The organism is Arthrobacter sp. SX1312, assembly GCF_002929295.1.
Classification (GTDB): domain Bacteria; phylum Actinomycetota; class Actinomycetes; order Actinomycetales; family Micrococcaceae; genus Arthrobacter_D.
This window is the reverse complement of the sequence record NZ_PJIM01000001.1, coordinates 341759-355939: the sequence shown is the minus strand read 5'-3', so window position 1 is coordinate 355939 and position 14181 is coordinate 341759. Positions and strand designations below refer to the sequence as shown.

General features: G+C 64.1%; 24 protein-coding genes. 16 read left to right on the top strand and 8 right to left on the bottom strand.

What is annotated here, in order from left to right:
* Positions 1-268: 268 nt before the first annotated feature.
* The 7 genes from CXQ92_RS01760 to CXQ92_RS01730 form a co-directional block, all read right to left on the bottom strand.
* Positions 269-712 carry a hypothetical protein gene (locus tag CXQ92_RS01760; RefSeq protein ID WP_146067355.1) on the bottom strand — a complete coding sequence of 148 codons (444 nt, stop codon included), beginning with the start codon at positions 710-712 and terminating at the stop codon, positions 269-271.
* Between the two features lie 755 nt (positions 713-1467).
* Complete coding sequence (locus CXQ92_RS01755; protein WP_146067354.1) at positions 1468-2286, bottom strand: hypothetical protein; 819 nt, start codon at positions 2284-2286, stop codon at positions 1468-1470.
* 131 nt (positions 2287-2417) lie between these two features.
* Positions 2418-2630, bottom strand: coding sequence for a hypothetical protein (locus CXQ92_RS01750; protein ID WP_104164761.1), 213 nt, complete (start codon positions 2628-2630; stop codon positions 2418-2420).
* 97 nt (positions 2631-2727) lie between these two features.
* Entirely contained in the window at positions 2728-3462 is a 735-nt protein-coding gene (locus CXQ92_RS01745; RefSeq protein ID WP_146067353.1) for a hypothetical protein, read from the bottom strand.
* Positions 3463-3681: 219 nt separating this feature from the next.
* Positions 3682-3939, bottom strand: coding sequence for a DUF3263 domain-containing protein (locus CXQ92_RS01740; protein ID WP_258069656.1), 258 nt, complete (start codon positions 3937-3939; stop codon positions 3682-3684).
* Positions 3917-4318 (bottom strand): ImmA/IrrE family metallo-endopeptidase, encoded by a 402-nt coding sequence (locus tag CXQ92_RS01735; RefSeq protein WP_104164755.1) that lies wholly within the window; start codon positions 4316-4318, stop codon positions 3917-3919. The genes CXQ92_RS01740 and CXQ92_RS01735 overlap by 23 nt, the downstream gene beginning before the upstream one ends.
* A 90-nt stretch (positions 4319-4408) precedes the next feature.
* Positions 4409-4942, bottom strand: coding sequence for a hypothetical protein (locus CXQ92_RS01730; RefSeq protein ID WP_104164753.1), 534 nt, complete (start codon positions 4940-4942; stop codon positions 4409-4411).
* Positions 4943-5158: 216 nt separating this feature from the next.
* Between CXQ92_RS01730 and CXQ92_RS01725 the strand changes: the two genes are divergently transcribed.
* The 10 genes from CXQ92_RS01725 (at position 5159) to CXQ92_RS01685 (ending at position 10667) form a co-directional block, all read left to right on the top strand.
* Positions 5159-5503 carry a helix-turn-helix transcriptional regulator gene (locus CXQ92_RS01725; RefSeq protein ID WP_219815670.1) on the top strand — a complete coding sequence of 115 codons (345 nt, stop codon included), beginning with the start codon at positions 5159-5161 and terminating at the stop codon, positions 5501-5503.
* Positions 5504-6083: 580 nt separating this feature from the next.
* On the top strand, positions 6084-6623 hold the full coding sequence (locus tag CXQ92_RS01720; RefSeq protein ID WP_104164751.1) for a hypothetical protein: 540 nt from the start codon (positions 6084-6086) through the stop codon (positions 6621-6623).
* 49 nt (positions 6624-6672) lie between these two features.
* Entirely contained in the window at positions 6673-7389 is a 717-nt protein-coding gene (locus CXQ92_RS01715) for a phage antirepressor (protein WP_104164749.1), read from the top strand.
* Positions 7386-7745, top strand: a complete 360-nt coding sequence (locus CXQ92_RS01710; RefSeq protein ID WP_104164747.1) for a hypothetical protein — start codon at positions 7386-7388, stop codon at positions 7743-7745. The genes CXQ92_RS01715 and CXQ92_RS01710 overlap by 4 nt, the downstream gene beginning before the upstream one ends.
* Entirely contained in the window at positions 7735-8007 is a 273-nt protein-coding gene (locus CXQ92_RS01705) for a hypothetical protein (protein WP_104164745.1), read from the top strand. Before CXQ92_RS01710 ends, CXQ92_RS01705 begins: the two co-directional genes overlap by 11 nt.
* Before the next feature lies 1 nt (position 8008).
* Positions 8009-8182 carry a hypothetical protein gene (locus CXQ92_RS18020; protein WP_181033516.1) on the top strand — a complete coding sequence of 58 codons (174 nt, stop codon included), beginning with the start codon at positions 8009-8011 and terminating at the stop codon, positions 8180-8182.
* 4 nt (positions 8183-8186) lie between these two features.
* Complete coding sequence (locus CXQ92_RS01700) at positions 8187-8381, top strand: hypothetical protein (RefSeq protein WP_104164743.1); 195 nt, start codon at positions 8187-8189, stop codon at positions 8379-8381.
* A complete protein-coding gene (locus CXQ92_RS01695) occupies positions 8378-8689 on the top strand; it encodes a hypothetical protein (protein ID WP_104164741.1) in 312 nt (103 codons plus the stop codon). Before CXQ92_RS01700 ends, CXQ92_RS01695 begins: the two co-directional genes overlap by 4 nt.
* Positions 8690-8770: 81 nt before the next feature.
* The gene (locus CXQ92_RS01690) at positions 8771-8974 is read left to right on the top strand and encodes a hypothetical protein (RefSeq protein ID WP_146067352.1); all 204 of its coding nucleotides are present in this window, start codon (positions 8771-8773) and stop codon (positions 8972-8974) included.
* Between the two features lie 64 nt (positions 8975-9038).
* Positions 9039-10667, top strand: coding sequence for a DNA cytosine methyltransferase (locus CXQ92_RS01685; protein WP_258069655.1), 1629 nt, complete (start codon positions 9039-9041; stop codon positions 10665-10667).
* 5 nt (positions 10668-10672) lie between these two features.
* On the opposite strand, the gene CXQ92_RS01680 is transcribed toward CXQ92_RS01685, so the two are convergent.
* Complete coding sequence (locus CXQ92_RS01680) at positions 10673-10990, bottom strand: hypothetical protein (protein WP_104164735.1); 318 nt, start codon at positions 10988-10990, stop codon at positions 10673-10675.
* Positions 10991-11172: 182 nt separating this feature from the next.
* Between CXQ92_RS01680 and CXQ92_RS01675 the strand changes: the two genes are divergently transcribed.
* From CXQ92_RS01675 to CXQ92_RS01650, 6 genes are all read left to right on the top strand, one after another.
* On the top strand, positions 11173-11598 hold the full coding sequence (locus CXQ92_RS01675) for a hypothetical protein (RefSeq protein WP_104164734.1): 426 nt from the start codon (positions 11173-11175) through the stop codon (positions 11596-11598).
* On the top strand, positions 11595-12116 hold the full coding sequence (locus tag CXQ92_RS01670; protein ID WP_104164732.1) for a DUF4406 domain-containing protein: 522 nt from the start codon (positions 11595-11597) through the stop codon (positions 12114-12116). The genes CXQ92_RS01675 and CXQ92_RS01670 overlap by 4 nt, the downstream gene beginning before the upstream one ends.
* Positions 12109-12468, top strand: coding sequence for a hypothetical protein (locus CXQ92_RS01665; protein WP_104164730.1), 360 nt, complete (start codon positions 12109-12111; stop codon positions 12466-12468). Before CXQ92_RS01670 ends, CXQ92_RS01665 begins: the two co-directional genes overlap by 8 nt.
* Entirely contained in the window at positions 12465-12782 is a 318-nt protein-coding gene (locus CXQ92_RS01660) for a hypothetical protein (RefSeq protein ID WP_104164728.1), read from the top strand. The genes CXQ92_RS01665 and CXQ92_RS01660 overlap by 4 nt, the downstream gene beginning before the upstream one ends.
* A 93-nt stretch (positions 12783-12875) precedes the next feature.
* The gene (locus CXQ92_RS01655) at positions 12876-13097 is read left to right on the top strand and encodes a hypothetical protein (RefSeq protein WP_104164726.1); all 222 of its coding nucleotides are present in this window, start codon (positions 12876-12878) and stop codon (positions 13095-13097) included.
* Entirely contained in the window at positions 13094-13768 is a 675-nt protein-coding gene (locus CXQ92_RS01650) for a hypothetical protein (protein WP_104164724.1), read from the top strand. The genes CXQ92_RS01655 and CXQ92_RS01650 overlap by 4 nt, the downstream gene beginning before the upstream one ends.
* Positions 13769-14181: the final 413 nt, after the last annotated feature.

The window sequence follows — 14181 nt, the reverse complement described above, 5'->3', positions numbered from 1 at the left end:
CGGACGGCCCGCACGCCGTCCGGCCCGTCGACGTCGAGGATCATCGCTTCGCTGGCCATGGCCTCAATGTACCCCGGAGGCGCTGGGCTGCAACGGTGGCCGGGATCCGCAATTCGGCCGCTGAACGAGGTGACCCGGCAGGGAACGGCCTGCACTGTCTACGGCCAGTTCCCTGCCGGGTCGAGTATGCCCATCAGGGCAGGTGGGCCCCTCCTCCCGGGCCCGTCTTCGCGGATCCATCAAGCGGATCCATTAACTGGGGCGCGGATTACTTGTAGCTGTAGTGGCCATGCCTGTCGCACTTGATCCAGATTCTCTCGCTGCTGTTCCAGCCGTCCTTCTTGCTGTAGCTGTGAGCCTGGTAGGACTTACCGCACTCGACGTACTTGACCTCGTACTTGAAGTCGTCGCCGCGATCCGTCCACACTGTGCGGTGGTCGACGACCCGATGCCTGCCGTGGTGACTCACCTGGACGACCTTTACGTCGACCTTCTTGGAATCGTAATTGTCGCCGACAACTTTCAGACTGACGTGCCTGCCGTCGCCGTTCGCCTTGAGGGTCAAATCCCCACCACGGTCGTGGTAATTTCCAGTGGTTGCGACTTGGACCGGTGCCGCAACGGCTGGTGCGGCGAGGCCCAGGCCTGCCAACAGACCGAACAGCGTTCCTGCGACGAGAACGAACAGACGCCAACTAAGAGACTTCTTCATGATGGATTTCCTCCACGCATGCCGGGCCCGGTTATGGGAGGGGTGTGTGTCGTGTTCGGCACGCCTCGGACGGTCGTCCGGCGAGGCCGCCCGTTTGTACCCCCAGCAGGTGCGCGCGAACCAGAACCGATTCGGGCGTCCTTTCGCGCATTCTCGCCCGAACAGTCTTGTCCCCGCTGCACCCAGGTGCGATGTTCACTTTCGGACTGTGCTTCCCAGCAGGGTCACCCCGACACCGTCTTGCGGTGCCCGACCATACTAGGCCCCCGTCGGCGATGAGAGAAGAGGCGGCCCACCCGAATCAGGTGCCCGAAGTGGGACTCGAACCGGACAAGAGCGACGACGCGAAACGGGCATCCCCGGAAAGACGGGAGTCAGGGGTGAGAAAGTGAAGCTAGTAGCGTCTCCAAGCGAAGAGGGTGTGCACACTGTGCACACCCTCTTCGGCCTATATGGAAGAAGGCCCGCCCTCATGTGAGGGCGGGCCTTCTCTGTCGTTCTAAGCTGACTTCCGAAGCACCCGAGTCTGGCTGGTACGGGATCCCCGAGCTAGCTCGGACTTGATCTGACGCTCAGCGTCTTGCCGCGCAGCGGCTCGTGCTTCGCGGAAGTAGGTATCGGGATCCTTCTGGATCTGCATGCGAACTGCATCATCTCGCGATGCACCGGGACGTTCCACGATTCGCTCCCCACGTCGTTGTTGTACTCATGATGTCACTGACCCATGAGAATTTTGCAATCCTGCAGTACTCGTTTTATACCGATTTGGGGTCGGTGCGCTGTGATTCTGAGATGGCCACGATCGTTGCGATCAGCCGCAAGATCTGTAGGTCGGCCTCAGTGAGGTCGCCCTCGTACTGACCGTCCACCGTCATCATGCCGTCGGGCTCCTCGCCAGCCTGAGCCGTGACTGAGATGAAGGTCTCGTAATCACGCGGGCGCGAGGCATCCCAACCGGGCGGAGGCTCTCGATCAATGTTGGGGCAGAACCTTGAGCTGTCTTGCGCGAGCATGTCGAGGACCTCGCCACCCGCTTCGCTATTCCCTGCGAACTGTGTCTTCGGAAGCGTGCCCGTGCTTCCAGCAGGAACGAGAGTTGGGTGGTCGCCGGTGAAAATGAGCTTGAAGTAGTTGGCCCGCAATCTTGATGCGTACTCGCCGCCGATTACTTCCTTCGCGGTGCTGAGGGCCTGCTGGCGGAGCTGAGCTGCTTCACCTTCAAGGGCGCGCGAGCTGCGTCGGGCCAAGATGACCCGCCCCAGCTGCTTCATGAGCGGCGTGAGGCTGCGCTCCACTAGGAAGAGGAGTTCCTCGCGGCTTTCGAGGCGTACCTCGAAGATCCGATCCTCGACGGCTGCGAGAGCCCTATTCGATTGTTGCTTGTCGACGATGGGCAGGATCGCCGCAAAAAGCAGCCCCACGATCCCGACGGCGAGACCGGCACCTTGCATCTTCACGTCGTTGGAAAGCTGTCCCACATATGGGCCGACCAGGGCAACGATTCCGCCGGCTACTGAAACGCCTATGCGCCACCAGCGCTCTAGCCAGTGCGCTGAAGCAACGAAATTCCCCATCCCGCCAGTGTAGCCAGCAGCTGACGCTGCTCAGACCTAGGCCAAGACGATCAAACATAGGCATTGAGCCGTTCGTGGCACGTAGTCCAGAAAGGAGGGTGGGCGGGTTCGCCCACCCTTCTATCTAAGGTCTAGAAACCGCTAGTGAACTTCGGGTTGATCCCCTCATGGCGGATACCTGACAGTTCCTGTGCGATAGACAGTAGGGCGGCCACCTCTGCGGCCTTGAGCCGTTGGTCGACAGTTAGGTGGTCCTGGCGATCGAACGACCCAGAACTCTTCCCCTCGGCGGCTCCGATAGCTGCAGCGAGGCTGTCCCAAGCGCTGGCGTAGTCATTAGTCATCGCGTAAACCTTTCATTGCACGGGCCCTGAGTAGCCCATAGATCTCCAACGTAGTGCCTAGATGAAAACGCAGCCGAGTCCCGGGATACGTTCGCGATCATCGAGTGTTCAGGACGTCCCAGGCGTTCGCTCGGGCGAGAACACCTAGAGATGTCAGAGTCTGCTCTGCGTCGTGGAGTAGTATCGCGCGCATCCTTAAGCCGGTCGTCTTGATCGCTTGTTCCACGTCGATCCCGAAGTACGTTCCCAAGCACCTCATGAGGAGTCGAGAGAGGTCAAGGAGCGGAAGGATCAAGGCCTTGACGCTCTCGTCCGTCGAGCCCTCCTGCCCGTGCATAAACCACTTCTTGGAGTGTGTGGCCGCCGAGCCGATTACCCAGTTGAAGTGGATGTCAGGCGTGTAAGTGCGACTAGCGCCTGTGGTCCCGTCCTTATCGAGATCCTCCCGAAATCCGGCCCAGGTTATGCCGGTGAGCAGTTCCGGTCTCGATTGCTTGCGCGACATCTCGAAGCCAGCACCTTCGAGATAGGTAATGAACTGGTCAGTGTGCTCGCGCAAGCGCAGCTCGTCCTCGCCTGGCGGGCCCGCAAAGGACCGGAACCCGTCCAGCGCTCCCACTCGCGTCTTCACGTCTAGAGCAGCCATGCGCACGAGGCGCTGGTCGGTGCTGAGGTCTGAGTCGAAAGTCCGGCAAAGGACGAGAACCCCCTCGTGGATTGATCGTGACATTGAAGTCGCCGGGTAGGTCCGCAGCGTGTCTCGTTCGAGAAGGGCAAGGACTCCCTCGAGGTACTCGTCCATGATGATCAGCGCGTGTACGACGTTGTGCACTGACGAATTGAGGAGACCGATCAACGCAACTTCCGCATGCTCGTGAGTGGAACGCACGAAAACTTCGTCTGCATGGCGAGTCGATGGTGCCGGACGAAGGGGCAAGACTTCCTCTGCGACTTCTAAGAGTGCCCGGTACCCGGCGCGTTCCCCTTGGAGAGCAACCCTTGCTCTGTCCTTCAGCGTCTTCTGCGGCATCCGCTCATCCTCTCAGTGTTGTCAGATGGGCGCACCCAGTCGCAGCGCTCGCGGCCTGTCTCTACTCCGCCGCTGCGCTCGCAGGCGTTGGACGAGCATCGGATTCCATGCCAGGGCGGCCTCGCAGTCGAGCAGCTGGTTGACGCGCTGGTAGAACGCAGTCGGCGTCATGTTGAAGAGCTGTCCGATGGCGGTCTCGCGGGCGCCTTGGTGCTTGTAGTGCGTGCCGGCCATTGTGAGCATGTGCTGGTCGCGCTCAGTCGATGGAGTTGAGGACATGCCGTTCCTTTGCATCGAGATGAGTGAGGCGGTCCCAGAGAACATCAGGCGTTACCCAGAGCTCATCCGCGATCTCCCAGAGGTTGTTCCTCGACCAGCAGCACGCGGCGATAAGGTCCTCGAGCGTGATCAGCCGGCGCGCCACGACGACCCGCACCATGTGTTCGATGCGCGGCGGCTGGTGGCCGCGGTGGCCCATCCTGATGTGCTGCAACTCGTGCGCCAGGGCGCAGCGCCGCTCGACCTGCAGGAGCCACTTGTCCATGAGGATCCGGTCGACGCCGTTCGTCCGGGCGTGCACGCCTTCAGGTAGCTCCACCCACTCGACGGTGATGTGCGAGAGGGATCGGAGTTCACGCCAAGGGTGGGTTGAGACCATGTCCCTCAAGGTAGGGAGCGCCAGTGACGTTATTGGTTGCGGATGTGAACTACATGCGTGTAACTCGATCGCGCTCGCAGGTGCGCCCTTCTACTCCTGCGAGCCCTCGGCGGCCTCGTCCTGCAGCCGGCGTACGCGCCGGCCTTGACTCTCCTGGCCGGTCTCATACGCGGCCAGGTCGACGTCGTCTTGCGTCGTGTGGGTGTCGCTCGGTGCAGGGCTTTCCCCTACTTGGCTAATGGGGGCGGTACTGACATTCCCACCACGCTCCTCTGTTCGCATCGTAGACAAGACCGCACTGATGATGCGGCGGTCACGCTCGCTCAGGTCGAGCGAACGGCGAACAGCAACTTCCAAAGAATCCTCGTCCGGGCCAAGATCGATTCCCAGACTGGCAAGGGCGGCCTGCGCGACTCTGCCCTCGCTGACGTCGAGTACCGCTGCCAGCCCTTTTATGAGTGAGCCCTTGATCGAGTTGAGAGGCTGGTTCTTCAGCCGCGAGAAGTTTGACTTCGCGATCTCGAGGTTCATCCTGCCGGCCCGGTCCGCGAGGTCGCGGTCGGACCAGCCGTTCTTCTCCTGGACCCTCTCGATGAGGTCTCCGAGGGGATGTCTGCTGTTCACGATCAAATCCTCTACGGGATGTACTCGGCTTCCTAACTGCGTGGACACCGGCATGTACGAACTAGTGGGCACTAGGAATCGTACAAAGAGAACCCACCCTTTCCCTGTGGGGGCGCGGTTTAAGGGAAGAAAAGTGTGCCGGGGGTCTTGTGGGGTGGGCACCACAGGGTGTTACGCTATCCGTATTAGTGGACACTACGGACAGGAATATGTATCGTGAGACACATCAAGTTACCCACTCCGATCGGAGAGATTTGGATGGAAGTTCGAGACGTCAAGAAGCTGCAGAGGCTGATGATCGTCCAGGACGTCTCTCAGCGCCAGCTTGCAGTGGTCGCCGGATACAAGACGCACACCTACATGGGCAAGATCCTTCGAGGTGAGGCCAAGACGCTCAACACGGAACCCGCACTCCGCATAGCGAAGTTCCTCGGGGTTGGCGTGGAGGACCTTTTTTTGACCAAGGTGTCCACGAATGTTGACCAATCTGGACGGAAAGCAGTAAGCCCAAGGGCATCTCTTCGGAGCGTGACCCCAAAAGCGCAGCTGGTCTCAGTCTGACGGGAGCTCAGCTCCACGAGCGGTTCGCTCACCTGCAGTACCAGGTTCGATTGGCCTATGCCGATGAGGATTGGGGCCGCTTGGTGAGTACCACCGCAGAACTGTCCGACCTCTCCCAGATGCTGCGGGACGCGGAAGCGGAACCAAAAGAATAAACAAGCGGCCCGGCACCTATCCGCCAAGAAAGATTGCCGAGCCGCTCCTCAACCAAGACGCCTCCCCGTGGGGGACGGCGAGAGTCTCGATCACAAGGAGGATATGCAATGCGCTGTTGCCTTGCACCACTCGCTTTCCCTTCACCCACCACTCGTCCCGCTACTCACGGCGGCCGGCGATGAGCCAGTACGGATCCAAGCCCGGACTCGGCAAGCGATACCGCGATCGCATTGCCTTTTTCGAGTGCAACTGCGGCTTCACTGTCGAGTGGTCAGCGATCAAGGGCCGGGCTCAGAACGAGGTGCCGGTACCCCCGGAGTGCGTCGCCCCGATCAGTGAACATAAGGCGTCCTGCGCCTTCCATGCTTCCGCGCGGGCTGAGGGTCCTTCCACAGCCCAGCCCGTCGCGGATCCCGTCAGCGAAGTGGCTGCGCTCCCCCAGCCGCCGGCTGCTGCTGACGACCAGGTGCTGGATGCGCTGCTGTCCCCCGGCAGCGCATCCAGCTCCCTCCAACGCCTGGGCAACGGTCATCTGCTCTGCCACACGTGCAAGAAGGCGTCGATGGAGACCGACCTGACGGCGATGGCGGAGTTCGAGGCTCGTCACAGGCACCACGACAAGGAAGACCTGAGGGCCCCTCGGTTCTTCGCAAAGGCCGAGCCGGCGAATGCCAGTCCGAGCGCGTTCGCGGCGAAAGCGCTGACCGAGCGCCAGGTAGCCGCGTTCAACAGGTTCTCCGCCGGGGCGCACCGCTTCGACCGCGAGCTGGCCGTGGTCCGCACCCTCGACCGGACGGCCCAGCTCGATGCCGGCCTAGTCCACCTCGAGGCCGCCTGGGCCGAGCTGGAGCGCGAGTACTTCGAGCTCCACGCGCACATCGCACGCTTCGTGGCCCGCGAGTACTACTCCCGGGACCACACGGCGGCCGCCGTCCTCCCCCAGAACGCAGAAGCGGCCAGCTAGTTCGAGCTAGCTGACCGCGTAAACCGACCCATTCTCAAAAGGAAAGTTCATGACCACGATACAACCCTTCACCTTCGAAGGTCACGAGGTACGGACGGCGACCGTCGACGGCGAACCATGGTTCGTCGCCGCCGACATCCTCGCCACCCTCGACCTCAACCGATCATCGGTCGCACTCCTCGACGAGGACGAGAGGGGCGTACACAGTGTGGACACCCCCGGCGGCCTCCAGTCGATGTCGCTCATCAACGAAGCCGGCCTCTACTCCCTGATCTTCCGAAGCAGGAAGGAGCAGGCCAAGGGCTTCAAGAGGTGGGTCACCCACGAGGTCCTCCCCGCGATCCGCACCACCGGCCAGTACTCGCCCCTCCCCCAGCTCTCCCAACAGGAGCAGGTCCTCGCCCTCGCACGCCAGGTCATCGACCAGGCAGAGCAGCTGCAGCTCGCCGCACCCAAGGCCGAAGCTTTCGACGAGCTGATGGAGACTCAAGGCCTCTACAGCATGGAAGCCGCAGCGAAAGCGATCGGCTACGGCCGAAACGTCCTCTTCCGCGAGCTGCGCCACCTCGGCATCCTTCAGGGCAACAACCTGCCCTACCAGCGCTACATGCACCACTTCGAGATCAAGGTCGGAACCCGCCGCAACCGTGCCGGCGAAACCGTCCCCACCCACACCACCTGGGTACGCCCCTCCGGCGTCGACTACCTCCGCCGGAAGCTCGCCCAGTCCCAGCAGGCCGTCGAACGGGCGGGAGTCCTCGTATGACCGTCGACCAGCTCATCACGAAGGCCCGCCACGCCATCGAAACCGACCAACCGAACCTCGCCCGCATCTACATGGCCAAGGCACTCGCGGACATCGCGGCTTCGAAGCCGAACCGGAACCCGTTCGCTGAGTTCATGCAGCGCGTCACCGACGGACTCGACCACTTCATCGAGGTGATGTGCAGCTTCGGCGCCGCCGTCGACAACGCAAACCGGCGGACGCAGGCTGACTTCGCGCTCGTACCCATGCCTCTGCTGCCTCTGCATACAGCCCCGGCCATGAATCGGCTGCCGACCTTTGTCACCCCGACCATCACCAATCCCCACCTGGCCCAAAGGATCAGCCATGGATCTTGAGTTCTACGAGCCCGCCGAAGCAGCCCAGCTCATGAAGTGCACGGAGAACTTCCTCCGGGAGCAGGCCTACGAAGGCAAGATCCCACACCTCACCTGGGGCAAGGGAAAGCTCGTCTTCACCAGCGAGCACATCCGCGAGATCGCGGTCCTCCGCACCCAGCCGGTCCGCACCGCGGCACCCGCCACCCATGCCGAGCAGATCAGCGCCAGCAGCTCCGCCAGCGTCCGCCAGATCGGCACCCGAGCCCAGAAGCGAGCCTGACATGCACGCCACCATCAACCGCACGGCCGCCCTCAACATCGCCCTCACTCTTGCGCTCGCCGCCGCGGCCGTCATGTACCTCAGCACGGCCGGCGTGAACCACAGCGTGAACACACTGTCGGCGCTCGTCGTCGCTGTCTCCGCCATCGTCCTCTCGCACAATCTCTGGAAGTGACCCCATGACCGTCGAATCAGCCCCCGTCCTGGAGATCGCCGAGCGCCCTACCGCCGACCTCGTCCTGAACGCGGAGAACCACCTCACCCGCTCCCTCCTGCTCACCCAGGACAACCAGCCCGTCCACGCGCTCGCGCAGCTCCGCGCCGCAGAGGGCTTCCTCCGCACCTACATCGAGATCGAGATAACGAAACCATGACCCGCCTTCCAACCACCAGCCCGAGCGACGGTAGCGGCCGCCTCATGATGCTGAACCGGCCGCTGAGCCCGTCGCCCCGCTGCGAGGAGCTGCGCCACCCGCGCGCGACCGTCAGGCCAAACGGGGACCAGTGGATCGTCACCGTGTGGGACGCGCCCTATGAGATCTCCGAGACCGAGGGCGCCGTCAGGAACTTCACGAACCGCGCAGATGCCCTCGCCTGGGCGAGCATGCATGTCGGTACCCACCGGATGGCCGCGGGCCAGATCTCCTACCGCCGGGAGGTGTCCCGTGCCGCAGCAGCCTGAACCCAAGCCAAGGCCGCAGATAGGGGCCGAGCGGTGCCCGTCGTGCAACGTGCCGGTGCATCCACTGAACGGAGACTGCCGGTGCAGCGAATGATGTCCCCCGACGGCAGCCAGCGCCTGATGACGTTGGCGCGGCTCAAGCAGCAGACCGCGAACGAGGCGATCTCCCCAGCGGAGCTGGAACGGCTCGCCAGCATTGCGCCCGGCTTCATCACCTACCTCGAGCGGCGCCGCCGCCAGCGCGTCCACCCACTCGGCACCCGCTGGCGCGAGTACGTCAAGTAGCTCCCCACCTTCTTCGAACGGAACCCACCATGATCAAGCTTCACCTGACGGGAGCATGCGCCCCGTGCTGACCCTGACAGACATGTTCTGCGGCGCCGGCGGCTCCAGCACCGGAGCCACCGAGGTCCCCGGCGTCACCGTCAAGAGCGCCATGAACCACTGGCAGCTCGCCATCGACACCCACAACAGCAACCACCAGGACGCCGCGCACCTATGCGCCGACGTCTCCCAGGTCGACCCCCGCTACGTCGCCAGCTCCGACATCCTCTGGGCCTCGCCTGAGTGCACCAACCACTCGGTGGCTAAGGGCAAGAAGCGCGGCACGAACCAGCCGGATCTCTTCGGCGACAGCCTGCCTGACGAGGCGGCCGACCGGTCCCGCGCCACCATGTGGGACGTGCCCCGGTTCGCCGAGCACCACGGGTACAAGATCATCATCACGGAGAACGTCGTCGACGCCGCGAAGTGGGTGATGTTCGACGCCTGGCTGATGGCCATGACGTCCCTCGGATACGACCACCACATCGTCTACCTCAACAGCATGCACGCGCAGTTCGGCGGGCTCCCGGCGCCGCAGTCCCGCGACCGCATGTACGTCGTCTTCTGGCGGAAGGGCAATCAACGCCCCGACTTCGAGAAGTACTTCCGCCCGAAGGCGTACTGCTCGGGCTGCGACCAGCTGGTAAACGCGATGCAGATCTTCAAGAAGGCCGAGCGCTGGGGCCGCTACCGCGCCCAGTACAACTACCGCTGCCCGAACACCGCCTGCCGCAATCAGATCGTGGAGCCAGGCTGGCTGCCGGCCTCCAGCGCCATTGACTGGTCGATAGCCGGAGAGCGCATCGGCGACCGCGTGCGGCCGCTCGCGCCGAAGACTCTGGCCCGGATCGAGGCAGGCCTGCGGAAGTACCACGGGCAGGCCATGCACCTCGAAGCAGCAGGGAACCAGTACGACTCCACGGACCCGCGCCGCGGTGGGGACTACTACCGCATCTGGCCCGAGACGGACCCGCTGCGGACCCTCCACACGTCGCTCTCGAAAGGCCTCGTCGTCGACGCCGTGCGCGGCGCCCCGGTCATCTCCGGTACGGAGGATCCTTTCCGGACGCAGACGACGTCGTACACGCGCGCCCTGCTGATGCGGAACAACACCGGCGGCGCCGAGATGACGACGCCGGCCACTGAGGTCATGCGCACGCTGACCACCGCGGGCCACCAGTCCCTCCTGATCCCGGTCGAGGGGCGCGAGGGCAAGAGCGCGGCCAGCGTGCACGCGGCGATGCGCACCATGACGACGCGCAACGAGACGGGCCTGCTTATGTCCTACTACGGCAACGGCGGCATGAAGCCCGTCGGGCACCCGATCGACACCCTGAGCACCCGCGACCGCTTTGCAATGATCACGACGCTGCGCGGCACGAACGCTCCGAAGGACGTCACCGAGCCCCTGGATACCTTCGCGGCGAACGGCACCCACCACGCCCTCACCGAGTGGAAAGTCCCCGACGTCGAGGACTGCCTCTTCCGGATGCTCGAGCCCCACGAGATCAAGCGCGGCATGGCCTTCCCCGCCGAGTACAAGATGCTCGGCAACAAGCGGGAGCAGGTCAAGATGTCCGGCAACGCCGTCACCCCGCCGGCCGCCCGAGACCTGATTGCCTGTGCTGCGGAGTCGCTGGGGGTGGCGGCATGAGCAAGCTAAGCCTCATCGACCTCGCGGGTAAGCAGTCCGTTGATGAAGAGCGCGAATGCGCTAAACATCGACCAGAAGCCGATGGTTGCCCACCAATCAGCAGCAGGGCTGGGACCGGAGGTGCCTGTCGCGACCAGGACGCAAGTGAAGGTCGCCGTCAGGCTCGCCAAGATGGCGATGACTCGGACTGCGAAGCGGGTCACGCCCCAGGCAGTCTTCAGCTGGCCCTTGACCGTTCGTGCTTCGAGAACGAGGGCAATCAGCAGGGTGGGGAAAATCTGAGCGAGGAGCTCAGCGGAGTCTTTCGTGACCGTGATCATCATGCGCTGAAGCCTATCCATCAGGCATCGACCCGAATGAACGACGACCTCGCACCGGTCCCACGGGTCGCCGTACCGCACGCGTGCGGTGGCCCGGCCTGCACCTTCTGCGAGTGGTCCAACCCACCGCTTGAGCTGCCGGATGCACTCGACACAATCAGCACCCAGGAAGCGAGGACGGCGCCGTGACCGCGGAACCAGCACCACAGATCCCCATCGGCAAGGCGTGGCTCGCGCACGGGCTGGAAGGCGTGCCCAAGCTGAAGCTCCAGGGCCCGGCGCTGGTCGACGGCCGGAAGCACTACCTCTTCGAGTACAACCTTGACGGGCAGCCCCGCCAGTACTCCATCGCCGCCGAGACGTTCTGGTCCACCCGGCCCGCGCTCGCGGACCACGGCAGGATCCGCGTGGGCGACATGGGCAAGGGCGACGTCGTCTACCCGACGAATAGCTTCAACCCCGCACTTCGGGTGATCGAGGACATCAAGGACGACGGCGGTCTCTACCCGCGCCGGGTCATGGTCTACCACCGCCTGGGCGAGACGGTCTCGAAGTCGACCATCGCATCTGCGGGGACGAAGTGGGTCCTGCACAGGAAGGGGACCCGATGAACGCCCTCGAGATCACGGCAGCCATCATCGCCTACCTGTTCCTCGCCGCCGTAGGCATCGTCTCGGTCGGCGCCGTCGTGACGGGCCAGCCGAAGCCGTCCCGTGCTCCCGTGGCGGGCGAGCCAGCTCCCGCCCTGCCAGCAAGCGCCCCTGACAGCCTCGTGGCCGTCTACATCGCCGGCCCGATGTCGGGCCTGCCGGACTTCAACTACCCGGCATTCCACGAGGCGGAGAAGCAGCTGCAGGCCGCCGGGTATCGCACGCTGAACCCGGCCCGTAACCCGGAGCAGTCCTCGTGGGAGGGCTACATGCGGGCAGGCCTGAGGCAGCTCCTGCACGCAGACGCAATCGCACTCCTGCCGGGCTGGGAGCGAAGCCCTGGCGCGAACATCGAGAAGCAGCTCGCCTTCGACCTCGGCCTCGGCGTCGGAACCGTGGACAACTGGATCACCATCGCCACCAAGATCGGACCCCACCGTCCCGAGTCGCCGTACCGGGCGGTGAGCGGCCGTGGATGAGTATCTGCTTGAGGCACTAGAGGCCGAACATGTTGACTTCCTCACGAGCGAGCTGGACCGACTCGGACTCGACGCCGATCCGGCCGCTTTCAAGCTGACCATCGACGACGTAACGACGGCACTCGGCGTTCGCTTCACCCTGGACGGCTGGCTCCGCGTCGCGGCCGAGATCATCTCGGTTCGAGTGGCAGTGAAGTACGTCGTCGACACCGTGCTCATGCGAGGGCTGATCGACGACCTCCCCGCCCCCACTGATTCCCGTGAGCGGGCGCTGCACCTGCGCAAGCACCGCAACACGGGCCCCGCCAAGAGCGTCCCGGGCGCTCGCCGCCAGTGGGGAGGCTCGCGATGACCTCCGATGACCTCGCCTCCGACATCCAGCAGTGGCAGGACAACCAGTGGGGCATCGAGTGCCCGGACAAGCCCGCACGGTCCGCCGTCGACCTCGCGCAGCACCTAACCGCTGCCGGGTGGCAGCGCATCACCGGCGGCATCTCCCACCTCGTCCCCTGCCAGGCGGTCCTCGTCTTCGACTCCGGGCACAGCATGAGCGGCCACATCACCGAGGTGAAGCAGACCGGCGACATGCAGGAGATGACCTTCCAACCGCGCTCGCAGTGGACGGACATCCGCGCCGACCATCTGGCAGAGGCGCCCGGTGGCTGACTCGAACTTTTGCCCCTACTGCCCTTTCAAGCACCCCGTGTCCTCGCTCGTGCAGGACCACATCCGCATGCACCACCCACAGGAGAGCAAACCATGACCACCGAGACCAAGACATCGAGTCGTCCGCCTGAGAAGACCGCCTGGTGGGCGGTCTGCGATGGGTGCGAGTGCGTGACCGTCGTCGTCAGGCATCCGGACACGAAGGCAGACACCCCAGAGCCGGAGGTGTGGGATACGCCGGGGAGCTGCCCCGTATGCGGCGCGTTCATCGCCAATCAGTGGAACAGCGACGCGGCCTCGGCGGTGCGACTGTGAGCACCGATACGACGACCCTGCCCGTCGCGCTCGCCGACTTCGAGGTGGGTGACGAGCTGCTCTTCGCTGACCGCCGTGAGTGGTGGGCAGTCAGGGCGCTCGCCGCCGACCGGCGCTACGTCATCTTGACGACGATCGACCGCACCGGGCCCGCAAGCTTCGGGGCAGTCCTCTACACGATCATCGATACCGAGGAGCTCGTACGCGGCCCACTGAACGTCATCGGCGGCGGCATGGGGATCAACACCACCGAGGGCCCGGACGAACACATCGACGACACGGTACGTCTCCTCGAGAACGGCTTCGAGGTCTCCCACCGGTCACGCGTCGACCTCCTCGTCGACGGCGTCCGCCCGTCGCGCGCATACGGCCCGGTCATCCGCGGCGACCAACTCAGCGCCGCCGCCATGCAACAGGTTTGGCACTGGCTCAAAGCTAATGGCTGCCGCTGGCTCTTCCCCTCCGACGCCGTGATCCGAATCAAGGGCAAACACGTCGAGGTCGAGTGCTACACGGTCCGCAACACCCGCCAGACCCTCACCCTCTGGCCCAAGCATTTCCCCCTCGACTGGACCATCCCCACCAAGACCCGACGCTTCCGCATCCGCCACCCACTCAACCCCCCGCGCTCGCAGCACCAGGCGCCACGGTCAGAGGATCCACGCCCATGATCATCGACGTCAACACGCTCGACTTCCGCCGCGCGCTGCAGTCTGTAATCCCTCACGCGAGCACTGACGCGAATACGCCGTCGATCTGCGGCGTGAACTTCACGGCCACGACGAGCAATGTCTTCCTGACTGCCACGAACCGGTACACCTTGGGCCACGCGATTGCCAGCCTGTGGGAGGCCAAGCGGCTAACTGGCGACCCGAATGACGACAGCTTCATGCTCACCACCGACACCGCGAAGGAGCTACTCGCTCTCTTCAAGTCCGGAGGTAAGCAGGACGACGAGGAGATCGGGGAGGCCCTCCGCATCACGGTGGATGAGGAACACATCCGCTTCCTCGACGTAGGCGGGCTCTTCCCAGGCAAGCTGCTCCAGATCCCACGGCAGGAGACCGAACCGTTCCCGGTGAAA